At 68.3% G+C, this 23,756-nt stretch carries 14 protein-coding genes and 1 pseudogene; 6 read left to right on the forward strand and 9 right to left on the reverse strand.

What is annotated here, in order from left to right; all coding sequences use genetic code 11:
• Positions 1-186: 186 nt before the first annotated feature.
• The 3 genes and pseudogenes from Bsp3421_RS15345 to Bsp3421_RS15355 form a co-directional block, all read right to left on the reverse strand.
• A pseudogene (locus tag Bsp3421_RS15345) lies at positions 187-9,628 on the reverse strand (hemagglutinin repeat-containing protein).
• A 753-nt stretch (positions 9,629-10,381) separates the two neighbouring features.
• On the reverse strand, positions 10,382-11,593 hold the full coding sequence (locus Bsp3421_RS15350) for a hypothetical protein (RefSeq protein WP_273996783.1): 1,212 nt from the start codon (positions 11,591-11,593) through the stop codon (positions 10,382-10,384).
• Positions 11,594-12,064: 471 nt separating this feature from the next.
• Positions 12,065-14,098 carry an NADPH-dependent 2,4-dienoyl-CoA reductase gene (locus tag Bsp3421_RS15355; protein ID WP_273996784.1) on the reverse strand — a complete coding sequence of 678 codons (2,034 nt, stop codon included), beginning with the start codon at positions 14,096-14,098 and terminating at the stop codon, positions 12,065-12,067.
• A 103-nt stretch (positions 14,099-14,201) separates the two neighbouring features.
• Here Bsp3421_RS15355 and Bsp3421_RS15360 point away from each other — a divergent pair, with 103 nt between their 5' ends.
• Entirely contained in the window at positions 14,202-15,257 is a 1,056-nt protein-coding gene (locus Bsp3421_RS15360) for an AraC family transcriptional regulator (protein WP_273996785.1), read from the forward strand.
• A gap of 64 nt (positions 15,258-15,321) precedes the next feature.
• Here Bsp3421_RS15360 and Bsp3421_RS15365 read toward each other — a convergent pair whose 3' ends face one another.
• The gene (locus Bsp3421_RS15365) at positions 15,322-16,308 is read right to left on the reverse strand and encodes a GlxA family transcriptional regulator (RefSeq protein WP_273996786.1); all 987 of its coding nucleotides are present in this window, start codon (positions 16,306-16,308) and stop codon (positions 15,322-15,324) included.
• Between the two features lie 106 nt (positions 16,309-16,414).
• Between Bsp3421_RS15365 and Bsp3421_RS15370 the strand changes: the two genes are divergently transcribed.
• Complete coding sequence (locus tag Bsp3421_RS15370; RefSeq protein WP_273996787.1) at positions 16,415-16,948, forward strand: tautomerase family protein; 534 nt, start codon at positions 16,415-16,417, stop codon at positions 16,946-16,948.
• 81 nt (positions 16,949-17,029) lie between these two features.
• Here Bsp3421_RS15370 and Bsp3421_RS15375 read toward each other — a convergent pair whose 3' ends face one another.
• The gene (locus Bsp3421_RS15375; protein ID WP_273996788.1) at positions 17,030-17,779 is read right to left on the reverse strand and encodes an ArsR/SmtB family transcription factor; all 750 of its coding nucleotides are present in this window, start codon (positions 17,777-17,779) and stop codon (positions 17,030-17,032) included.
• A gap of 126 nt (positions 17,780-17,905) precedes the next feature.
• Here Bsp3421_RS15375 and Bsp3421_RS15380 point away from each other — a divergent pair, with 126 nt between their 5' ends.
• From Bsp3421_RS15380 to Bsp3421_RS15395, 4 genes are all read left to right on the forward strand, one after another.
• Entirely contained in the window at positions 17,906-18,340 is a 435-nt protein-coding gene (locus Bsp3421_RS15380) for a nuclear transport factor 2 family protein (protein WP_273996789.1), read from the forward strand.
• Complete coding sequence (locus Bsp3421_RS15385; protein ID WP_273996790.1) at positions 18,337-19,758, forward strand: MFS transporter; 1,422 nt, start codon at positions 18,337-18,339, stop codon at positions 19,756-19,758. Before Bsp3421_RS15380 ends, Bsp3421_RS15385 begins: the two co-directional genes overlap by 4 nt.
• A gap of 114 nt (positions 19,759-19,872) precedes the next feature.
• Positions 19,873-20,136: a hypothetical protein gene (locus Bsp3421_RS15390; protein ID WP_273996791.1), complete on the forward strand. Its 264-nt coding sequence runs from the start codon at positions 19,873-19,875 to the stop codon at positions 20,134-20,136.
• Positions 20,137-20,646, forward strand: coding sequence for a GNAT family N-acetyltransferase (locus Bsp3421_RS15395; protein ID WP_273996792.1), 510 nt, complete (start codon positions 20,137-20,139; stop codon positions 20,644-20,646). It begins immediately after the preceding gene.
• Here the strand turns inward: Bsp3421_RS15395 and Bsp3421_RS15400 are convergent.
• The 4 genes from Bsp3421_RS15400 to Bsp3421_RS15415 all read right to left on the reverse strand — a co-directional run bounded on the left by Bsp3421_RS15400 (position 20,603) and on the right by Bsp3421_RS15415 (position 23,711).
• On the reverse strand, positions 20,603-21,796 hold the full coding sequence (locus Bsp3421_RS15400; protein WP_273996793.1) for an aspartyl protease family protein: 1,194 nt from the start codon (positions 21,794-21,796) through the stop codon (positions 20,603-20,605). The two genes, Bsp3421_RS15395 and Bsp3421_RS15400, sit on opposite strands and share 44 nt — an antisense overlap.
• Before the next feature lie 49 nt (positions 21,797-21,845).
• A complete protein-coding gene (locus Bsp3421_RS15405; RefSeq protein WP_443111457.1) occupies positions 21,846-22,715 on the reverse strand; it encodes an alpha/beta hydrolase in 870 nt (289 codons plus the stop codon).
• A gap of 45 nt (positions 22,716-22,760) precedes the next feature.
• A complete protein-coding gene (locus Bsp3421_RS15410) occupies positions 22,761-23,180 on the reverse strand; it encodes a DUF4180 domain-containing protein (protein WP_273996794.1) in 420 nt (139 codons plus the stop codon).
• Between the two features lie 102 nt (positions 23,181-23,282).
• Entirely contained in the window at positions 23,283-23,711 is a 429-nt protein-coding gene (locus Bsp3421_RS15415) for a helix-turn-helix domain-containing protein (protein WP_273996795.1), read from the reverse strand.
• Positions 23,712-23,756 lie beyond the last annotated feature (45 nt).

The following is a 23,756-nucleotide window of genomic DNA, read 5'->3' on the forward strand; positions in this document are numbered from 1 at the left end:
GTCTCCATACTTCTCCGCACTGCTTGCACCGAAACCATCTTTCATCAAACATCGCACCTGCATACGAGTCTTGGACATCGATTTGCTCAACTAATCCAATAGCAATCTGTTCAGATATCCAAATGCAGAACCGACGATATTCATCTGGCGAAGAGAATGCATCGATTGTTTCCCAGTTACACAAGTTCATGGCTTCTTAATCCACGATGAATCAATTTTGACATCCTTTGGGAACAGCACTTGGCTACCACCCCCAACCAATCCACCTTGAGCAGCAGCAGCGCCTTCATAGAATTTCGTTCCGACAGGCACTTCGATTTTCACGACATTGACAGCCGTGTTGCCCCACTGTGGGTTCAGTGCACTATCGATAATTGATTGAACTGGTCCCGCTGGCGGAGTACGCGACCAATACCCACCAAGCTCCTTAGCTGTCCCTCCGTATACTCGGTAAAGAATCGTTGGCGTCTCTGTAAGGACTTCTGCATAACTTCCTCCTCTAAATGTGTTTGCGATAGCTTGAGGGAGAGGACCTCGATTGAGTGGTCCATACTGCACAACAAATTTTGAACCACTCGCAACAGCCTTCGCCCCGCCCCCCTCAATTACCACTCCCGGCGTGAGAGAGTTCGTCGCAATCGCTGCAGCTGTTTCTACCGTAATGATGCCCGCATTCACTGCTGCCGCAGGATTCGCCAACGCAAGCGCTAACGCCTCGGGGGCCAGCGATGCCAACACCGGTACTGCTGCCACAATCGCAGCAGCACCAGTCACACCAGCCACCCTCACCGCGACCTCACCGCTATCCTGCATCAACTGGTTCTGAACCTGGATAAGTTGCTCAACTTTCTTATCCGAACAGTTGCCCATGCCGCAATATTGCTTAACAAGATCAACCTTGAACGGGTTACTCGGCACGCCATTACGTCCAAGCTGATTGTTTTCGACCTCGATCTTGCCTGCCCCGGCCGCCATCGCCATATTCTGCCCCGATACCGCAGCAATGCTCGCCACCAAACCCGTCACAAGATTGTCGCGCGCTTCGCGTTCCGATGCCGACAAATTGTTTGTCGGAGCAAGCAGGCTACCAAGCACCGAACTGGTTGCTGCACCCATCGCACCAGCACCGCAACTATTGCTACTCGCCGCCGCCCCCACACACCCGACAATCGCATGAAGTGCCGTCCGCGCTTCTTCGCTACCAAGGTTATCGGCAACCTGCTTGACCTGATTCGCGCCGAGTTCCTGCAGATATGCCACCGTCGCACTCTGCGCGAACTGGCCCATGCCACCCGTCACATTGCCGCCGGCGGCCACCGTCAACGCCGTGAGCACCTGACGATACGTGCCACCCGGCCCCCACTTGGCCAGGTCTTCCGCTTTGGCCTGTGCCGCCGCCCGCTGCTCAGGCGACAGATTCGGATTCTTGGCAGCATCCCTCGCCGCATCCGCTTCCGCTGCTCGATTCGCAACAAACGTCCCCATCTGATTCACGAACTGGCTCGTGATATCAAACCCGGCCTGAATCTTGTCCTTGTCGAAAATCGGCGCCAGCGCACCGCCGGTATCCGACGTATCCCGATTGATGCTTGCGACCGTCTCCTCAGCCGTCTTGCCTGTCAGCTGTTCTTGTTTAGCACCGTCGGTGATCTTGATCGCGCCGCCGCTCACTCCGCTGCGCGTGGTCGAACTCGCATCTCCCGATGCGCCCAACAGCACCGGAGGCGTAGCCGAAAATCCGCCTTCCTTGGGCAAATCGGTACCCGCCACCGGATTCGTATTGTCGGCCGTGCCCTTCTGATTCTTGCCGATCGTTCCGCCATAGCCCCCTGAAAGCCCGACCGACGACGCTTCATAAGAAGCATGATTCTCGACATCGCTATACGTCAGGGTCCCCGTCGTCAGGCTGTTTGCGCCGCTCTGCACCGCCTTGTCGCTGCTTGCGATCACGCCTCCCTTGAGATCGGTATTCCCCTTCACGTCGACCTGGAAGCCGCCATCGCCGGCCTTGATGCCCGACTGCTCGCCCACTGCCGCGTAGTCGCTGCGCATCTTCTGCTGAGCGACATTCGCCGCCACGCTCGATGAGCCGGTGCACAACGGCGGCACACACACACGGACCGATACACCCGCGCTCTGCTGCTTCGAGTCGTAATGATCGATATCCTGCAGGCTCTCGACATTGAGATTCCCACCGACATTCGTCACGACTTGCTTACCCGACGCGACAGCCCCCTTGAGGTTCGTGTCGCCGCCGGACTCGATCGTCAAGGTATTCCCTGCGGTGACATGCGTATTCGTCCATCCGACCGAATCGCCATCGGCCTTTCCTCGATTGCCCGCAACGCCAGCCGTGAACGCAATGCCGCTTTGCTTGCCAAAGCCAATCGACACGCCAACGCCGAAGTTGCCTCCGCTGTTGGTCGAATGCTGGCTGCTGGTGCTTTCAGCGGCCAGGAGATTCACCTTGCCGTCGGCGGCGAGCTTGGCATTCCCTCCAGCCGAAATCGTGTTGCCGATCACGTCGATCTGGCTGTCGGCTCCTGCGCCCGTCGCCTTGATCGAAACGTTTCGGCCGGCCGACACCGTACCGCCAACGGCAGTACTCGATTGCGCTTGTGACTGGTTATCGCTCTTGCTCGCCCCCAGCGAAATATTCACGCCGACCGACTTCGCAACGGATGTCGGATCGCCGCCGTCCGTCGCATCGTAGGAATTCTTCGCGGCAAGGCCGGTCGTGGCCGCGGCCAATGCAATCAGACGCGCATCGCCCTTGGTCTTCCCGGCGGCCTCCGGCATCTGCTTGCCGGTCTGCGCCAGCGCAATCACGGGACTCGACACGCCGACCGTTACACCCGCTTGGCGATACTGCTGCTGTTCCGCCTGACTCATCGTGTCATAGGCAGAATCCAGCTTGACCCGCTTGCCGGATACCTCTACGTCGTTGCCCGCATGAAGGATGGCCGCGGTGCCGTTTACATTGTTGCCAGCCTGGATCGACAGGTTGCCGTTGAGCGCACCGATCGTGCTCGCGTTATTCGTCACCGTGGAAGATTGTTCGCGGTCGGTCATCGATCGCGAGCCGACGGACATCGACAACCCGCCGTTCGACATCAGCCCGGTTTCCTTCTTCTGGTAGTAGTTGGACGATTCGACCGTGTCCTGCGATGTCTTGATGTTGACATCGCGTGCCGCCTTCAGTGTCACATCGTTCGTACCGACGACCGTACTGCCGGTCACATTGACATCCTTCCCGCTCGCAACATTCACTCCATCCGCCGAAATCACACTCCCCAGACTCCGCACCGACGTCTGATCGATTCCGCTCGCCACCTTCGATCCGCTCACCACCACGCTATGGCTATGCGTCTCGTGCGAATTGATGACGTGCGTCTCCGTCGCCGCCACCACATTCACGTCCCCCACCGCCACGAGGTTCGCATTGCCCTTGTCCAGACTGATCGCACTCCCGCTGAGCGTAATGTCCTTGCCCGCCGCGATCGTGACCGTCTGCCCGCCCTTGAGCACCGTGCCGGTCAGCGTCTCGTCCGACGAGTGATGCTGCTCGACATAGCTGCGGCCGCTGCTTCCGCCCGAGCCGTTGGAATTGATGACCGACGTCGCGCTCGCCGTCCCGAGCGTCACATTGCCCTTGGCGGCGATCGCCCCGCCACCGCCCAGTTCGATCTGCGCGCCTTTCGCCGTGAAATCCCCGCCCACGCCGATGACGGACGCGCCGCCGACCTTGACCGTACTGCCCACCACCGAGTTGACGTTCGTATCCGACACCCCGTTCGCCAACTGCACGACCTTGTGCTCGCCGATCTGCTGCGCACCAAGCGTCCAATCTCCGCCGATGTTCGCGCCGAGGTTGCCGCCGACGGTCAGGTTGCCCGCGTTCTGCCGCACGTTGCCGCCCGTCACGATCGCCGCATCCCCGGCCACATCCACCTGCCCGGTCGGCCCGAGCGTCGTGAAGACGCCGGTCGCGCCGTCGCGGCTCACGCGCTTGTCGGTCTTCGTCGCCGTATCGAGGATCAGGTCGCCGCCCGCCGCGACGCTGAGGCTGCCGGCCTTCACCTTGGCCGAAGTCAGATCGACGTTGCCCGCCGTCGTCAACGACATGAGCCCGCCGCTTTCCAACGCGCCGAACGCGTTGTCAATCTGCTTGCCCTGAATCGCCAGCGTGTTGTCCGCCTTGATCGTGCCGCTGTTGACGAACGACTGCGCGTCCTTGATGTCGATGTCGGTCGCGACGATCAGCGGGCCGTTGCCCATGTTCTGCTGGCTTGCCTTCGCGAGATACACGACCGGCACCAGCACCGAATGCCCGTCGACGACCTGCGTCTCCATCATGACCACGTTGCTGGTCAGCTTCGACACCTGCTCGGCCGACAGGCTCGCGCCGACCGGCAACGCCAGATCCTTCTGCAACGCCGCGCCCGCCGTCAGCAGCGACTGGTACATCGTCTGGAGATCCGTATACGGTCCCAACACGGCCTTGCCGGTCAGCGCGGTAATTTCGTTCCGGACGAGCTGCTGCTCGTAGAAGCCATCTCCCAGGCGCTTCGGAACATGCGTCAGGTCGACGCCGAGCTGCTTGAAGAAGTAGTCGCTCGAAATAAAGGTCTTCTGATTCGTAAACGCGGGGTTCGTCTCGATCACGTAGCTCGCGTTCGGCAACTCGGTCGGCTTGTACAAGCCGCCCTGGGGAATCGTCAGGTTGTTCAGCACGTTCAGCGCCGTCGCGCTCGCGATGATCGGATCGACCGCCGTGGCGCGGCCGCCGCGCACGGCCACGGCACCTGCTTTCGCGCCGCTCCCGCTGCCGTTCGGCCCGCCGACCGTCAGCCCCCGGCACCGCCTGGCCGGGCGCCAGCCCAAGCGAGGGAATCGACGCATTGGCGGCCGTGTTGTTGATGCTCACGCCCGTTCCGGAAATCGTTTTGTTGGAACTCAGGGTCGCCCCGTAACCCGGCAGCGCGTATTTCTTGACGTCGGCCGGCGCGGCCTGAGCATACCCCCCCGGACGGCCGCCGATGAACGGCGCATCGCCGAACGGCAACGTCCAGCCGTGTTCCTCGTTGTTGTAGTTGTTGTAGTGATAGTGGCCCGAGTAGGTGACCGTAACGCCCGGCGCCTGCTGCCCCGTGGCCGCCCATGCGTCCGACTCATATCGGGCGGGCAGCTTCAGCGCGCCGACCGAGGCGATATTGCTCCAGTAGTTTTGCACCGTGCCCGATGACGACGCATCGATCGCACCGCCCGATACGATTTGCCCGGCGGCGCTGACGTCCTTGATCATGTTCGCGATCGCGACGCCCTTGTAGGTCGTGTATTGATAGCCGCTGTTCCAGTGATCTTCGCTCGGGGGAACGGTAAACATGCCGCCCGGCTGCTCCTTCAGTTGCGCAATGACGGGCGCAGGATCGTAATCGGGGAAACTCGGACTGCCAAAGATATCCGCCCAACGGACGTCGTGACCGCTGCAAGCAGCTATGTAGACGGCCGCGCAACCCGACATGCTGATCCCATACTTCTCCAGCATGGCCGGATCGACGTTGTTCGTGTACCCCGTGGTCGTCATCACCCGGCGCGTGTTCGTCACCCGGTCGGCATGCAGTTCCATGTCGCCGCCCGACTGGATCAGCGCCGACGAGTTGTTGACCAGCGCGGCGTTCGTGTAATTGCCGTTCGCGTCCTTGCCGCCCGCCAGCACCACCCGGCCCATGCCGAAGATGGCGGTCTGCGCCATCGAGTCGGTTGACGACGTATCGTCGCGGTTCTCGATGTGACGCGCGAGGATTTCGAGCAGGCCGTTGCTGTCCGAGCCACCGATCACGGCGGTGCGCCCGAGGTTCGAGACCGTATCCGTGGCGTTGATCGACGTGCTGCCGCCGACGATCGCGCCGGTGTTGGCAAGATTGGCCGATTGCGTGCGCAGCAGCCCGCCCGCCGACAGCGCCCCCACGTTGACGATATTGCCCGCCTGGATGCTCAGGTTGTGCACCGATTCCAGATTGCCGCGGTTGGTGAACGTACCGGGCAGGGTGAAGCCGAAGTCATGTCCCACGCCGAACCGGTAATCGGACGTCGCCGTGAAATCGCCCTGCAGGTTCATGCTGGCGTCGTAGGTCGCGCTGTACTCGCCGCCGCCTTGCAGCGTCGCCGCGGTGACCGTGAGGCTGCGCGTCGAACCAATCTGCCCGTTCGCGTTCGTGACCGCGCCGGCCGTCGCCACGGTCACGTCGCCGCGTGAATTCACGACGTTGCCGATCCGCCCGCCGCTGTTGTCCAGCACGTCGGCCCGAACCGTCAACGCCACGCCGCTCAGTTGCCCGCCTTGCGTATTGGCAATCGACGACGCCTGGATGGTCACGTCGCCGTTGCCGGTGATCGCGCCCATGCCGGCAACGCCGTTCGCATGGCTGTTGTCGATGCGGCTGCCGCCTTGCACGGTCATCTTGCCCGCGCCGAGATCGGCGATCGCACCGTCGGCGTTGTCGATCGAGGCGGCCTGGACGTCGAGCGTGCTGGCGTCGCCGGGGTTCGACTGCCCTGCCTGGATATGCCCGGCCCGGTTCACGAGCGCACCGCCGTTGGTCAGCGACAGCGCGCCGTCCGAGCGGATCAGGCCCTGCGTATTGATTACGTCGCCCGCGATATTCGCGCGGATGGCGCCGCGCGCCGACAGGATGCCGCTCGCATTGTTCAGCTTGCCCGCGTTGACGACGGCCCGCCCCTTCGTGACGAGGGTGCCTCCCGCATTGTTCAGCATGCCGGAGCCGCCGCCCGGCCCGATCGTCAGCGTCCCGGCGCCGGCGTGCGTGATCGTGCCGCCCGCGTTGTTCAGTTCGCCGGGCTTGAGCGTCAGGTCCGTGCTGTTGGTTTGAACGACGCCGCCCTGCGCGTTGTCGAGCGTGCCGCTGACATCCATGCCCATCGCCGACGCGCCGTACTGCGTGATCGTGCCGCCGTGGTTGGTCAGGTTCTTCGCCGTCAACGCCATCTGATTGGCTTCGAGCTTGCCGCCGCTGTTGTCGAGCGTCGCATCGATGGTCGCGGTCAGGTTCGGCGCGACGATCGCGCCGTCGCGGTTCGTCAGCGAGCCGCCGTGAATCGTCACCGCCGTGCTCGCGCCGATCCGGCCGCCGTCGTTGGCGAGCGCGCCGCTCGTCAGGTCGAGCGCCGTATCCGACGACAGCTTGCCTTTCGCGTTGTTCAGCAGGCCGCCGACGTTCGCCGTCAGCCCGCCTTGCCCGTTGATCGAGCCCGCCGTGTTGTTCAGCGCCCCGGTTTCGGCGAGAACGCGGCCGTTGCCCGCGATCGTGCCGCCCACGTTCGAAACCGACCCGGTTCCACCGCCCAGCGTCAGCGTGCCCGTGCCCGCGTGCGTGATCGTGCCGCCGTCGTTGACGAGCGTGGTCGGCGCGAGCGTGAGATCCGCGCTCTCCGTCTCCAGCAAGCCGCCGCCGGAGTTGTCGAGCGTGCCCGTGGCTCCGACGCGCATCGCGCCCGCGCCGGTCTGCGTGATCGTCCCGCCCTGGTTCAGGAGATCGGTCGACGTCAAGGACACCTGGTCGGCCTGCACGGTGCCCGCGCGGTTGTCGAGCGTCGTGCCGACGACCTTCGCCGTCTGGCCGACGATCGTGCCGCCGCGGTTGGTCAAGCGCGCGCCCGCGTCGATCGTGGCGATCTGGGCGGCCTTGAGGAGCCCGTCGCTGTTGTCGATGGTCTGTCCCGTCACCTGCAGGTCGGCGCCGGCCGTGATCTTGCCGCGGTTCACGAGATCCGCGCCCTGCACCGTCACCTTGCCGTTGCCGCCGACGACGCCGCCCTGCGCGCCGTCCGCCGCGACACCCGCCGCGTTCAGGAGCCGGCCGGTCGCCGTGACCGTCAGGCCGTCGCCGTTGAGCGACGTGATGCGCCCCGCCGAGTTGTCGATGGACGCGCCGGCAACCGTGGTCCGGCCCGCGCCCTGGATCGTGCCGGACTGGTTGGCGATCCCCCCGCCGCGCACCTCCAGCGTGCCTTGCGACACCAACGTGCCGGACTGGTTGGCGACCTGCCCCGACGACTGCACCGTCAGCGGACCTTGCGCCGACACCTTGCCGCCCTGGTTCGACATGCTGCCGCCCGTCAGCGTCACGTTGCCGTCGCTCGACAGTTGGCCGTGATCGTTGATGATCGCCCCCGCCGCATTGGCCGTGACCGCGCGCTGAGCGCTCGTGGTGGCGTTCGCGAGGTTCACGTCGCCGGTCTTGGCGGTCAGCGACAGGCTGCCGTTCGCGGCGGTCTGGCTGCCGGCGAGGTTCACGCTGCCGCCCGTCAACGCTGCGTTGCCGCCCGCGGTATTGCGGCCCGTCGCGGTCAGCTGGCCGGACGCGGTGAGGTTCAGGTCGCCGGCCCGCACGACCTTGCCCTGGTCGTCGACGCCCGCGCTGAGCGCGCCCGTCGAATGGATGCTGCCGGCGCTCACCGTCACGTTCTGCTGCGCGGCGAGCGTTCCGCTGTTGGTGAGATCCGCCGCGGTCTTCACGTCCACCGACTGCCGGCTGTCGATCGCGCCGCTGTTGTCGACGCCGCCCGCCGCCGACAGCAGCAGATTGCCGTGCGCCGTGGTCTTGCCCGTCAGGACCAGGCGGCCGTCCGATTGCAGGGTGAGGTCGCCCGCCTGGGCGGCGATGGTCCCGGCATTGGCCACGCCGACGCCCGCCGAATTGCCGACCAGGTACACGCGGTTCGCATACATGCCGCCCAGCTGCGCGACGTCGATCGCCACCGCCGGCGCCGCGCCTTCACCCTGGATCGGCTTCGCGGCCAGCGTGCCGTGATCGATCTGGTTCGCGCCCGCGATGACGTTCAGCTTGTCGCCGTAGATCGAGGCATTGGCCTGGACCGCGCGCGCGAGGATGTCGACCTGATCGACGTTCGATGCATTCAGCCCGGCGCCCGCCACGGTGACGAGCCCGCGGTTCACGTTGAAGCCCGCGACGGCTCCGTCCCGGTCGTAGAACGGGACGCCCGTCGTCAACACCGCGCGCGATGTGTTGATGAAGCCGCCGCCGTCGACGTAGATCCCCGACGGATTCGAGAGGATGACTTCGGCGCGTTGGCCCGCGACTTCGACGAAACCGCGCAGCTGCGACGGATTCGCACTGTTGACCTGATTGACGATGATCCGCGCGGCGTCGTTCGCGCCGAAATTCGGATTGCCGTTGATCACGCCGGCCTGTTGCGTGCTCGTGATGCCCGCGGCGTTGTTGAGGATCGCGCCGCCCTTCTGGACGTCGAACTGGCTGTAGGTATTCAGCGAGACGCCCGCGCCGCCGGGCCGGTTGATGTTGACTTGCGGTAGCCCGTTGGGCGTCTGGACGACCGACGGCGCATTCGGCCCCGCGCCGACGATCTGCGCGTCCGCCCACCTCGGCATCGCGCCGGCGGCAATCAGCGCCGCGAATGCGGCATGACGCATCGCAAAGTGCCCGCGCCCGCGCGATGCGCCTGCGTGGCTTGCCCGCCGCGTTTCGCCGCGGTTGGTTTTCCCCGCGGCATTGGCCGTTTCCCGAACGGCAACCAACATGCCGCGCACGCGGCTGAACACCAATCGATAGTAATTTTTATTCATGATTCTGGTCTGCTCGCGATCCGCTCGATTCACACGCACGGATGCCCAGGCCATGCGTGTTCCAACGGGGTCGTCGACTATCAACTTCAAGGTGCACCGGTCTCTGTCGGACCTTGATGCATGAACGCGCTCGGTACGGCGCGATTCCCGAACCGGACAACCTCACCCGATCGGAAAGGACGCCATACTAACCACAATTTCGATCTCGAAAAATCCCTGACAGAATTACGAGGGGAAATAACGCCACGCGTTCAAAATCTTTGACACCTTCCTTGGAAAGAAACCGATATAACTGACAAGAACGCGTTGATTTGACTGAAGCCGTTGAGTCGCCGTGGCGTGAATCGATTGATTCGAATTGATTCGATCGCTTCGAATGCCAAGTCGCGCTGCTTGGGATAAACACGCCGCCCATCGCGGCGCTTGAGCAGGATTACGCCGCCATGCGTGACGCACGCCGCGGTTCACCTCAGCCTCGTTGAAACCCCGTTCGAGCGGTACCCAGGATCATCAAACCCATTGGACTTGTGATGCGCACCCGGCAATCACGCTGCGCGATCGCCGCCACCGCCCAACCCTCGTGTTCTTTTATTCAGGGCAGGGATTTTATCAGTCTATTGAAAAAGAAGCGCCGAGCGGCGACGCAATGAATCAACGATGTCGTCACGGGCCATTCGATAGGGAGACGAGGATCGCCGGCAATGCGTCGATCCTCGCCATTCCCGCACATAACGCTTAACCCGTCACCGCGCCTTAAAGCGGATACGCCGCCGTATACCGCTTATACGCCGCATAAGCCGGCTTGCGCGTCACGCCGTCGTCCTGGATCAACCCCCAGTTCATCGCCGCGGTCTCGCCCTGATCGGTCGGGTTCGGGAACAACGCGTAATAGATCGCCCCGATGATGTTGTACTGCGCGCGCTGGGTGCGCCACACGTCGAACTGGCTGCTCAGGTATTGCGCCTGGCCCGCCTCGCTGGCCCAGGCGCCGAACTCGGAGACGACGATCGGCTTGCGTCCGGTCACCGCGTTCAACTGCTGCAGCACGTTGACGAACTGGTTGGTGTGCGTCGACGGGCCGGCCGCGAGGATGTCGTTCTCGCTGCTGTACCAGTGCACGCCGATGAAATCGAGCGCGATCGGCGGACGGGTGACCGCGCCCGTCGTGTCCTTGCCGTTGCACAGCATGTCGGCCACCACATTGCTGTACGCGACGCCCGACGCATAGCCGCATTGCGCATCCGGAATCACCGCCTTGATCCCGTCGCGCAATCCGGCGGTCCAGCCGCGCAGCGCCTCGATCGAGGTCGGCAGATAGTCGGTCGGCACCGATCCGTCGACGGGCTTGCCGTCCACCGGATTCACCGCGCCCGGCGTGAGGAAATCGACGCGGCACGCGTAGTCGAGTTCGTTGCCGCATTCGAAGTAGCGGCAATGGCCGTTCAGCGGCAGCGCGATCGACTTGCCGAGCGCATAGCCCGCACTGTAGTTCGCCGTATACGAGGCGACCAGACTGATGCCCTGGTCGATCACGACGAACGGTACGACGTTGCTCGCGGCGAACGCCTGGCAGTACGGCACGAGCGCCGCCGCGTCGACGGCCGTGCTGAGGTTGGTGCGCACCGTCCGCGCGCCGAGGTCGGCGAACGTGTTGACGTAGGTCGACGACAGCCACGCCGGCAACGGCGCGTAGGTCGCGAGCAGGTGCGCGTTGATGCCGAAGAACGGCAGCGCCGCCGCCGCTACCGGCGGCGACGGCGGCGACGGCGTCACGGTCGGCGTGCCGGTGACGTTCTTCGCGCCGCCCGTGGGCGGCTGCGCGCCGGTCGTCGGCTGCTTGGCGCTGCTGTCGATGATGGACGTCGCGCCGGACGCCTGTCCGTCGCCGCCCCCGCCGCAGCCGGACAACATGCGCGCGGCCCCGGCCGCCGCCGCGCCCAGCAGAAATTGTCTGCGAGTTGCCATGATTCACCCCCATCCGCTAAATCATGTCGCGCGGCGGCCCGCTGTCGGACGACCGCGCCGTTGAGCTGTAAAGAACTGGACTGTCGACGTTTCCCGGGGCATCGCCGTCTTGAATATTATTTTTCGCGACGAGCAAGTAAATGAGACGATGAACCCGGGACGTCTTAGATCGGAAGCGGAGGATGGACGAAGGGCCCGGACCGAATGCCGCGCGTGATGACGCGCCCGGTCCGGGCCTTTCCTTTTGGATACCTTAAAGAATACGACACGATGATGACAACGCTTTCAACTGGTTGAATCCGAATCGACCGGCCCGCCGCGTGATGACGCCGCGCCGCCGGCCGGCCCGCGCAGGCGGCCTTAGCCGTGCGCGGGTCGCCCCGTCGCGCCGGTACGGGCAGGCACGGCCCGATCCGGCTTCGATCGGGCCGCATGATACCCGATTCGGCCGCGCCGCCCGGCGCGCGCGCGTCAGAGCCGGGCGGCGAGCCGCGCGCCCTGGTCGATCGCGCGCTTCGCGTCGAGTTCGGCGGCCAGCTCCGCGCCGCCGATCAAATGCACCGCCACGCCCGCCGCCTTGAGCGGTTCGTAAAGCGCGCGCTGCGGTTCCTGGCCCGTGCACAGCACGATCGTGTCGACCTCGATGACGGTCGGCTTCGTCCGCTGTTCGCCGAAGCTCACGTGCAGCCCCTGGTCGTCGATGCGCTCGTAGTTGACGCCCGCGAGCATCTCGACCTGCTTCATCTTGAGCGCCGCGCGATGGATCCAGCCGGTGGTCTTGCCGAGCCCCTTGCCGACGCCCGTCGCCTTACGTTGCAACAGCGTGACGCGCCGCGCGGGCGGCGTCGCGACCGGACGCGTGACGCCGCCGCGCACCGCGCCCGGATCGGTCACGCCCCACTCCGCCTTCCACGTCGCGAGGTCGAGCGTCGACGATTCGCCTTCCTGCACGAGGAACTCGGACACGTCGAAGCCGATCCCGCCCGCGCCCACCACCGCGACCCGCGCGCCGACCGGGCGCTTGCCCGCGAGCACGTCGACGTAGCTGAGCACCTTCGGATGATCCTGGCCGGGGATGCGCGGATCGCGCGGCGTCACGCCGGTCGCGAGCACGACTTCGTCATAGCCGCCCGCGATCAGCGCCGCCGCGTCGACGCGCCGGTTCAGATGCAGCCGCACGCCGGTCACCTCGATCTGCCGCGCGAAGTAGCGCAGCGCCTCGTGGAATTCCTCCTTGCCGGGGATCTGCTTCGCGAGATTGAACTGGCCGCCGATCTCGCCCGCGCCGTCGAACAGGTCGACCGCGTGCCCGCGCTGCGCGAGCAGCGTCGAGCACGCGAGCCCCGCCGGCCCCGCGCCGACCACCGCGATGCGTTTCGCGCGCGGCGTCGGCCGGTAGCTCAGTTCGGTCTCGTGGCACACGCGCGGGTTCAGCAGGCACGACGCGACCTGGTTCTTGAACACATGGTCGAGGCAGGCCTGGTTGCAGCCGATGCAGGTGTTGATCTCGTCGGCGCGCCCCTCGGCCGCCTTGTTCATGAATTCGGCGTCGGCGAGGAACGGCCGCGCCATCGACACCATGTCCGCGCAGCCGTCGGCGAGGATCTGCTCGGCGACTTCCGGGCGATTGATCCGGTTGGTCGTCACGAGCGGAATCCCGACTTCGCCCTTCATCTTCTGCGTGACCCACGCGAACGCGCCGCGCGGCACCGAGGTCGCGATCGTCGGCACGCGCGCCTCGTGCCAGCCGATGCCTGTGTTGATGATCGTCGCGCCCGCGCGCTCGATCGCCTTCGCGAGCTGCACGACTTCCTCCCAGTTGCTGCCGTCGGGAATTAGGTCGAGCATCGACAGCCGGTAGATGATGATGAAGTCGCGCCCGACCGCCTCGCGCGTGCGCTGCACGATCTCGACCGGCAGGCGCATCCGGTTCGCATACGAGCCGCCCCAGGCGTCGGTGCGCTTGTTGGTGTGCTGCGAGATGAACTGGTTGATCAGGTAGCCTTCGGAGCCCATGATCTCGATGCCGTCGTAACCGGCCTCGCGCGCAAGCTGCGCGCAGCGCACGAACGCGCGGATCTGCCGTTCGACGCCGCCCGCCGTGAGCGCGCGCGGGGTGAACGGCGAGATCGGCGACTTGATCCTCGACGGCGCGACGGCGAGCGGATGGTAGCCGTAGCGGCCGGTATGGAGGATCTGCAACGCGATCTTGCCGCCCTCCGCGTGCACCGCGTCCGGGATCACCCGGTGCCGGCGCGCCGCGCCGTGCGTCGACAGCGTGCCGCCGAACGGCTTGGTCCAGCCGGCGACGTTCGGCGCGAAGCCGCCCGTCACGATCAGCCCGACGCCGCCGCGCGCGCGCTCCGCGAAATAGTCCGCGAGGCGCGGCAGGGTCTTGCGGCTGTCTTCGAGGCCGGTATGCATCGAGCCCATCAGCGCGCGGTTCTTCAAGGTGGTGAAGCCCAGGTCGAGCGGGGCCAGCAGGTGCGGGAAGGGCGTGGTCATGGCGGCGGTGCGGGGAATGATTGTGTCCGCCATCGTAGGGCGCGCCGCCGCTTGAGCGTGAGGGGGCAAACAGCCATAATGCTTGTCATTTCCGGCCAAAACGATGACACGACGATCCGCCAAAGACAATCTGGGGCTGCGGCGGCCGACCATTCCCGTCGCCTACCTGCGGCTGCTGCTGCAAGTGTTCGAGGAGCGCGGCATCGACGCGCGGCAGGCGCGCGCCGGCACCGGCCTGCGCGACGACGTGCTGGCCGAGCCGGACGCGCGCGTGCCGCCGGCGCAATGGGCGCGGCTCGTGCTCAACGCGCTCCGGCTCAGCGGCGACGAAGGGCTCGGCTTCGAGATGGGGCTGCGGCTCAAGCTGTCGGCGCACGGCTTCCTCGGCTACGCGGCGATGACGGCGCCCGACCTGCGCACGGCGCTGCAGGTGCACGCGCGCTACTTCCGGATGCGCAACCGCCAGTACCAATTGCAGTTCACCGAGGACGACGCGGGCGCGCGGGTCGTCCTGTCGGGTGTGCAGGCGAGCCCCGTGCTCCAGCACCACATGATGTTCGAGATGGTGCTGACCGGGCTCGCGCATGGCATCGCGACGCTCGCGGGACGCGCCGCGCCCGGGGTCGAGCTGCGCTTCACGTGGCCCGAGCCCGATTACTACGCGCGCTATCGCGAGCGGCTGCCGCGCGTGCGTTTCTCGTGCGACGCGCATGCGCTGTGGATTCCGCGCGCCGTGCTCGACTGGCCGCTCGCGCTGGCCGACGAGGTCGCGCACCGGCAGGCGCTCGTGCAGGTCGAGCGCGAATACGCGGCGGTGCGGCAGGAGGAAGGCGATCTGGTCGAACGGGTGCGGGCGGAACTGGCCGGATACGCGGGCGGCTATCCGGGCCCGGAGTGGCTGGCGCAGCGCCTGCTGCTGTCGACCCGCACGCTGCGGCGACGCCTGCTCGACGCGGGGTCGAGCTATCGAACGCTGCTCGACGAAGCGCGCTTTCGCGACGCGCGCGAATTGCTGCGCGCGTCCGACCTCGATCTGAAGACGATCGCCGAGCGGCTGGATTTCAGCGATCCCGCGAACTTCACGCGCGCGTTTCGCAAATGGGCGGGGCAGACGCCGAGCGCGTACCGGCTCGCGGCCGCGCGGGAGGGGGCGCGCTGAGGGCGGGCGTGGCGCGGCGCGGTCGATCCCGCCGCGCGGCGGGCCGCCGCGGCCCGGTCGCGCCTCACCCGCCGAACCGCTGCTGATACGCGCGCGGCGACAATCCGGTCAGGCGGCGGAACAGCTGCCGGAAGGTCGCCGGATCTTCATAGCCGACCCGCTCGCTGACCGTCTCGAAGCCCACCTCGCCCGCCTCCAGCAGCCGCTTCGCGACCTCGACCCGCAGGGTCTGGAGATACGCGAGCGGGGCCTGCCCCACCGCCTGCTTGAAGCGCCGGTTCAGCGTCCGCTCGCTGACGGCGAGCCGGGCCGCCAGCTCCGGCAGGCGGAAGCGCTCCCGCAGCGTCGCCTCCATCCGGCGCTGCGCGCGCGCGACGAGCCGGTCCGCGTGCCCGTGATCGACGAGCAGCGACGCATAGGAAGCCTGCTCGATGCGGTGCATGTCGATCAGCATCAGTTTCGCCGTCGCCGCCGCGAGCGCCGCGTCCGTGCATTTCTCCACCAGCCGCACCGCGAGCATGAGGCTCGAGGTCACCGCGCCGCTGCACAGGATGCCGTCCTGCTCGGTCAGGACTTCGCTGGCCCGCAGTTCGACCCGCGGATAGCGCCGCGCGAAATCGGCGGCCTTCGCCCAGTGGGTCGTCGCGATCCGGCCGTCGAGCAGGCCCGCCTCCGCGAGCAGATAGCTGCCGGTGCAATAGGACGCGAGCAGCGCGCCCGCGCCATGCTGGCGCCTGAGCGCGGGCAGCAGCCCGCACCAGGCGGCGCGGCGTGCGATGAACGCCTCCATGTCGTCGACGAACGGCGCGGTCAACAGGATCGCGCCGGTGCGCCGACGCGGATCGAGCGCGCCGTCCACGGCGATCGTCTGCCCGGACGCCGCGCGCACCGGCGCGCCGTCGAGCGACTCCACCCGCCAGCGCAACGCCCGGAACCGCGTGCCGTCCGCCTCGGCGCGGCGCGCGCCCAACTGGTTGGCCGCGTGCAGCACGTCGACCGTCCCCGCCACGCCCGACGCCAGGATGCCGTCGTAGACCCAGATCCGTATCATCGCCGCGCTGTCCGATTTGCCTTGAGGAATGGCGATACTGCCACTTCGCCGCCGCGCCGTGAAGCATGACGATAAGCACACTTCCCCACCACGAAGGAGCAACGCCATGCCGATGATCGACGTCTGCATTCCCGAGGGCGCGCTCGCGCCCGCCACCGAAGCCGCGCTGCTGAAAGACCTCACCGACATCCTGCTGCGCGCGGAAGGCTTCGATCCCGCGAATCCGGTCGCGCAAAGCGTGTCGGTCGCATATCTGCACCGGCCCGCCGCGATCTTCGTCGGCGGCGCGCCCGCGCCCGAGCCGCGCTACCGGATCGTGGCGTCGGTGCCGGAAGGCCAGTACGACGACGATGCGCGGCGGCGGCTCGTCACGGACGTCACCGCGGCGGTCGCGCGGGCGGAAGGCCGTGCGTTCGGCGACGTGGCGTCGCGCGTCTGGGTGTTCCCGACCGAAGTCCCGGAAGGCGGCTGGGGCAGCCGCGGCGTGATCCGTCCGCTGCCGGACATCCATGCGTTCATCGCCGGCGAGGCCGAGCGGCCGGTCGGCGCGGCGCGTCTGGCCCGGCGGCGGCGCGACAAGGCGCGCGTGTTGCTGGAAAGCGTGCTCGGGGCGTTGGCGGCCGAGCCGCGCGAGCGCTGAGGGCCGGGGCGCGCATCGGCCGCGCCCGAGGGGCGGGCCGGCCGCGTGCATCAGCGCGCCGCGGCGCGCCCCCGTGCGCCGTCACGGCCGCGCGTGCGCGCCGGCCCCGCTGTCGGGCGGCGCCTCCGCCTCCGTCAGCGCATCCGCATCGATCCCGAGCCATTCGTGCAGGCCGGCCCAGCCGCGCGGCGTCAGGTCGAGCGCACGCGACGACGGCGTGCGGCGCAGCCAGCCCTGCTCGCACAGGCATGCCAGGAGCCCGGTGCCGAGCGGCCCCGCGAGATGATGCCGGCGCTCGGTCGAATCGAGGCACTGGCGCGCCACGCCGCGCCGGCCCGCCGCGAGCGCGCGGGTATCCATCCCGAGCGCCGCGAACCACGCATGGCCGTCGGGCGTGATCTCGAAACGCTTGTCCGCGACGGCGACGATCAGGCCGCGCGCCTGCAGGCGCTGCGTGACCGTCACGCCGAGCCGCCCCGCCAGATGGTCGTAGCAGCAGCGCGCGAAGCGCAGCGCCCGCGCATGCGGCGCGGTCGAGCGCGCCGGCGCGGGTTCGCGCGGGCCGATCGAGGCGAGGTTTTCGAGCGCGGACGCGACGTGCGCGTCCGCGAGCCGGTAGTAGCGATGGCGGCCCTCGGTCTCGACGCTCAGCAGCCCGCCGTCGAGCAGCTTGCCGAGATGCGAGCTGGCCGTCTGCGCGGTGACGCCGGCCGCGCGCGCCAGCTCCCCGGCCGGCCGCGCGCGGCCGTCGAGCAGGCTCACGAGTATCGCGAGGCGCGCGGGATCGGCGATCAGGAACGCCGAGGAAACGATATTCGCGTTGGCTTGCATCACGGGCTCCCAGGAATACGTCGACGATAGCACCTCCGCCCCGGCCGTCGCTTCGATACGCATCGAAGCATCGGCGCGCGCGGCGCGGCTACGCTTCGGCCATTCCCTCCCCTTCGTGAGCCGATCATGACCGACACCTCCGACGCCCGCCTGCGTCACATCCACCACGCCTGGCACGCCGCCGTGGTCGCGCGCGATCTCGACGCGCTGCTCGCGCTGTACACCGACGACGCCGTGCTCGAATCGCCGCTGATCCTGGTCGCGCTGCCCGACCGGCGCGACGGCGTGCTGCGCGGCAAGGACGCGCTGCGCGCGTTCTTCGCGACCGGCCTGCGCGCGGCCGCCTCCGCCGCGCCGACCCGCTGGCATCGGAGCGACGTGTTCCTCACGCACGGCAACCGCCTTGTCTGGGAATACCCGCGCGCGACGCCCGACGGCGATCAGACCGACCTCGTCGAAGTGATGGATCTCGACGGCGAGCGGATCGCGCACCATCGCGTCTACTGGGGCTGGACCGGCTTTCTCGCGCTGAGCGCGATGCGGCGCGGAGACGCGGCGTGAACCCCACCGTCGCCACGGCCTGCGCGCCGCCGCGCGTTGCGGCCCGCGTCCTCCCGGCCGTCTGCGTCAGCTACGTGCTGGTGCTGCTCGACACTTCGATCGTCAACCTCGCGCTCGGCCGCATCGGCGCGGCCTTCGGCGCGCACATCGCCGGGCTCCAGTGGGTGATGAACGCGTACACGCTCGCGTTCGCGAGCCTGCTGCTGACGGGCGGCATGCTCGGCGATCGCTGGGGCGCGCGGCGGCTGTACGTCGCCGGGCTCCTCGCGTTTACGCTCGCCTCCGCGCTGTGCGGCCTCGCGCCGTCCCTGCCCGCGCTCGTCGCGGCGCGCGCGGGCCAGGGCCTCGGAGCGGCGCTGCTCGTGCCGTGCGCGCTGAAGCTGATCAACCAGCATGTCGTCGATCCGCGCGCGCGGGCGCGCGCGATCGGCCTGTGGGTCGGCTGCGGCGGCGTCGCGATGGCGGCCGGCCCGCTTCTCGGCGGCGTGCTGATCCGGCTCGCCGACTGGCGTGCGATCTTCTTCGTCAACCTGCCGCTCGGCCTCGCCGCCGCCGTGCTCGCGTGGCGCCTGCCCCACGACCGCATCCGCGCCGTCGCCGCGCGCCTCGACCGGGCCGGCCTGCTGACCGGCATCGTCGCGCTGGGCACGCTGATCGGCGTGCTGATCGAAGGGCCCGCGCTCGGCTGGCGCTCGCCTGCCGTCATCGCGGGCGGCGCGGCCAGCGTCCTCGCATGGGCCGCGCTGCTGCGCATCGAGACGCGCGGCGCGCACCCCATGCTGCCGCCCGCGCTGTTTCGCGCACGGGTCTTCAACGGGTCGACGGGGGTCTCGATGGCCTCGGCCTTCGTGTTCTACGGCCTGCTGTTCGCGATCAGCATCGACTGGCAGCGCGCGCGCGGCGCATCGCCCCTCGCAACCGGGCTCGCGCTGCTGCCGATGACGGTGATGGTCGCGCTCGGCAGCCTGTGGTCCGGGCGGCTCGCCGCACGGTTCGGCGCTCGGCGCGCGCTGTGCGCGGCGTTCGGCGGCTACGCGGCGGGCGCGCTGGGGCTGCTTGCCGGCGGGCCGGGCGCGCCCGCGTGGCTCGACGTCGCCTCGCTGCTGGCGATCGGCTGCGCGTCGGGTTTCATCTCGCCCGCCGCCACCGCGCCCGCGCTGGAAACGGTCGACGCGCACCACGCGGGCATCGCGGCGGCCGTGCTCAACACCGCGCGCCAGGCGGGCGCGGCGCTCGGCGTCGCGGTATTCGGCGCGCTGCTCGCCGGCGCGGCCGATTTCACGCGCGGCATGCATGCGGTGCTGTGGACCGCCGCCGCGAGCGCGGTGCTGGCGGGGTTCGGCGGCGGATACGCATGGCGCGGACCACGCGCCGCCGCATCGGACACCCCCGCCGCGCGCGCATTGCCGCGCGGCTGATCCGGCCCACGGCGCAGGGATTTTGTCCTACCATGGCGTGACGATGCGCGCGCACCGATCCCGCCAGTGCTTGCGCGCGCAACCATTGCGGCGCCGTTCCTTTCGGGAGCTTTCATGAAACATGCCGGCGCGGCCGCGCTCGACCGGCTGGAACCCTTGCTCGCCGACGTGCGCGCGCTGCCCGGCCTGCGCGAGAAATCGCGCGGGGTGTTCTACTGGAAATCCCGGCCGTTCCTGCATTTTCACGAGGAGGCGGCCGATCTCTACGCGGACCTGCGCCGCCATGACGACTTCGAGCGCTTCCGCCTCGATGGGCCCGGCGAGCGGCAGGCGCTGCTCGCCGCGATCGCCGCCGCACTCCAGACCACCGGAACCTGAATGAACGACGTCCCGCCTTCGACGCCCCCCGCGCCCGGGTTCCGCTTCGAACCGGCCGCGGCCGACGACGCCGAGGCGCTCGTCGCGCTGCGCATCGCCGCGATGCGCGACAGCCTCGAACAGCTGGGGCGCTTCGATCCCGGCCGGGCCCGCGACCGCTTCCTGGCCACGTACGCGCCGGCGCACGGCCGCTGGGTGATCGTCGACGGCGCGCGCGCGGGCTTCGTGCAGCTACGGCCCGACGATGCGGGCCTGAAGCTCGATCACTGCTATATCACGCCCGCGTGGCAGGGCCGGGGAATCGGTTCCGCCGTGCTGCGCGCGTTGCTCGCGGAAGCCGACGCGCAGGCGCTCGACCTGCGGCTCGACGCGCTGCGCGGCAGCGCGTCCCAGCGCTTCTACCAGCGGCATGGTTTCCGGCAGGAGGCCGAATCGGCGTGGGACATCCACTATGTCCGCCACGCGCTCACGGCGCGATCAGGTCCCGCAGCGCAATCCGCACCTGCCTGAGCGCATCCGCGCGCCGGATCACCACCGGCACGTCGGCCAGGTCCGGCGTGCGCAGCAGCGCGCGGATCGCGGCCAGCGTCGCCGCGTCGCCCGGCAGCGCGCCGACGCGCTCGACCCGATCGCCCACGCGAATGCCCGCCTGCGCGGCCGGGCCGCCCGCGACCACGTCCATCACGCGCAGCCCGGCCGCCTCCCCGAGCCCGAGCCACATGCCGCTGCGGTCGTAGTGCTCGGGCGCATCGGAATCCGCGCGCCGCGCGAGCCACATCACCTGATGCGGATAGTCGAACGACACGCGGTAGCGCCCAAGCACGCCCATGCCGACGCTGCCCGCGCGATCGGTCCGCGCGAACCCGCCCGCCTTCTGCAACGACAGGCGGGTCACGGGCGGCGCCAGCGCCACGTCGCCGATCGAGCAGGCCGCCGCCCGTCCCACGCGCGCGCGGATCGGCCCGCCGCCGCCATAGCCCGTCATCGCCTCGACGAGCGGGCCGAGCCGCGCATCGAGCCCGCGCTCACGCCAGAACGCGCCGAACAGCGTCAGGCTGAAGCGGTCGCCGGTGTCGACCTGGAACACGCCCGCCTCGCCCTGCACCGTCGCGTCGACGAGCGGCATGCCGTTCTGGTCCAGCCGGAACGGCACCGCCACGGCGCCCTCGGGCGGGTGGAATGCGTCCGGCGCCTCGACGGTCAAGGTTCGCGCGCCCGTATCGAGCGTCACCACGCGATCCCGGAACAGCTCGACGCCCAGCACGCCATCGAATCGCGCGAAGCCCATCGCGCGGCTCAGCACGCCGACGTCGAACGCGGGCGCATCGAGCGCGCCGAGCGACACCGTCCCGACGCGCAGCGCGCGCACGTGCACGACCGGAAACGCCAGCGCCTGTTCGCCCGCCCCGGTGCCCGTTCCCGTGCTCACGCGCGGCAGCCGCAGCCGCGCGGCCGTCGCCGCGCTGACCGTGGTTTCCGACGAACCGGTATCGACGATGAACGCGAACGGCCCCTGGCCGTCGATCGTCACGTCGACGAACGGCCGGTTGTCGACGATCGACAAGGGCAGCACCACCGCCGCGACCGCGGCCTGAGCCGCGACCCAGGTCGCGCCCAGCACGACCGCAAGGCCCAGCCTGATCCGATGCGCCGTGCGCATGCCGCCTCCTTTCAAGGGAAAACCAGGGAAAACCACTTGATGCGCGCGCTTATCTGCGCGGCTCCGCGCTCGCGATGAACGCCGTCACGTCGTCGAGCAGCGGCACGAACGGGCGCACCGGCAAGCCGAACGCCCCGACCAGCACCGCATGCCCGACGCCCGCGTAATGCTTGACCCGCACCACGCTGCCCGCCTCCTGCAGGCGCGCGGCGAAGCGGTCGGTGTTGGCGGGCCGGACCGTCGTGTCGTTCGCGCCCGACGCGAGCAGCATCGGCGGCTCGCCGCCGTCGACGAAATTGATCGGCTGGCTCGCGGCGCGCGCCGGTTCGGGAAAGATCCGCATCAGCGTCTCGTCGCGCAACGGCAGGAAATCGTAAGGCCCGGCCAGGCCGATCACGCCCGCGATGTCGCGCTTGCTGATCTCGTGCTCGGCCAGGAAGCGCGCGTCGGTCGCGAGCATCGCCGCGATCTGCGCGCCCGCGGAATGGCCCATCAGGAACAGCCGCGACGGGTCCGCGCCCAGCTCCACCGCATGATCGCGCGCCCAGCGCACCGCGGCCGCCGCATCCTCGACGAACGCCGGGAACACCGCGTCCGGATACAGCCGGTAGTCGGGAATCACCGCGACGCAACCGCGCGACGCCAGCGCCTCGCCGACGAACTTGTAGTCGCTGCGCCTGCCGCTCTGCCAGCTGCCGCCGTAGAAGAACACGACGAGCGGCACGGGTGCGCCGCCGGGCCGGCGCGCGGGCGCATAGACGTCGAGGGCGTGACGCGGCCCGTCGCCATAGGCGAGATCGTAGCGGCCGACGAACGACGAGCGGCCCGCCACCACGTTCAGCACCGCGGCCGGCCGCCAGCCCGCCACGACGCCGAACGCCAGCACCGATCCGAACAGCAACACGCCTGTGAGCATCATTTCCGTCACCTGCACAAGCCGGGCGTCACGTGGGCCACCTGCGCGCTAGACGATCCGGGCCATGCCGGACACGTCGCGCCCATGACCGGACGCCGTCCCCAAGAGCCGAACGCGCAGCGCATCGTGATCCGCGACGAACCAGACCGTGCGACCCTGATTCGACTCTAGGACAAAATCGCGCCATGCCGTACTCTCCGCAACCCGGCCCGTGAGATCCCCGACGATCGCGACGCACAGCCGGTAGTTGACGAGCTTCTGCAGCAGCATGCCCGCCACCCTCGTGCGCAGCTGGAAAAACGCGGGCGTGAGCCGTGCGGCCGGGATCACCACCCACACCGCGCCGCATCCCCATGCGGCGGCGATCAGGTCGCCCGCATCGCGTTCGTTCGCGATCGCGGAACCCCGCTCCGCGCACATCAGCACCGGCACGCTGCCGATCTGCACCACTTCATCGGATGTCGTCATCGAATTCCCCTGGATGTTCCGGCCGGCGTCGCCGGTCTTTGGTCTTTGGTTTCTGGTCTTTTGCGCCGCGTGCGGCTTATCGCTGGATCGTGTCGCGCGGCATCAACGCAGCGCATCCGTCAACATCTGCACGAGCCCCAGCCACTCGGCCGCATCGGCCGGCGCGGCGATCAGCACGCACTTCAGGCGCGACTGCGACGGGTCGTACGCGCTCTGCAGGCGAATCGGCATCGCGCCGGCGTCGCGGCCCAGCAATGTCGCCTGCAGGGCCGTCGCCAGCCGCTCGGCCTGCGCGGCCGACAGCGCGTCGATCTCGACAATGCTGGTCACGCGCGCGCTCGGCGTCGGCGCGGCCGGCGCGACGGCGGCCGCGCCGCCGGCAAACCGCGCGACTTCGTCCCGCAGCAGCCGATAGGACTTGCCGATGCGCGTCGCAGGCAAACGGCCGTCGTGGATGAAGCGCAGCACGGTCTTCGGATGCAGGCCGAGATGCGCGGCGGTCTGTGCGACGGTGTAATAGGAGGCTTCCATTCTCGCTCAAATTGTTCTCAAACGTACCTCATATTACCCGTCAAA

Source organism: Burkholderia sp. FERM BP-3421, from assembly GCF_028657905.1.
Classification (GTDB): domain Bacteria; phylum Pseudomonadota; class Gammaproteobacteria; order Burkholderiales; family Burkholderiaceae; genus Burkholderia.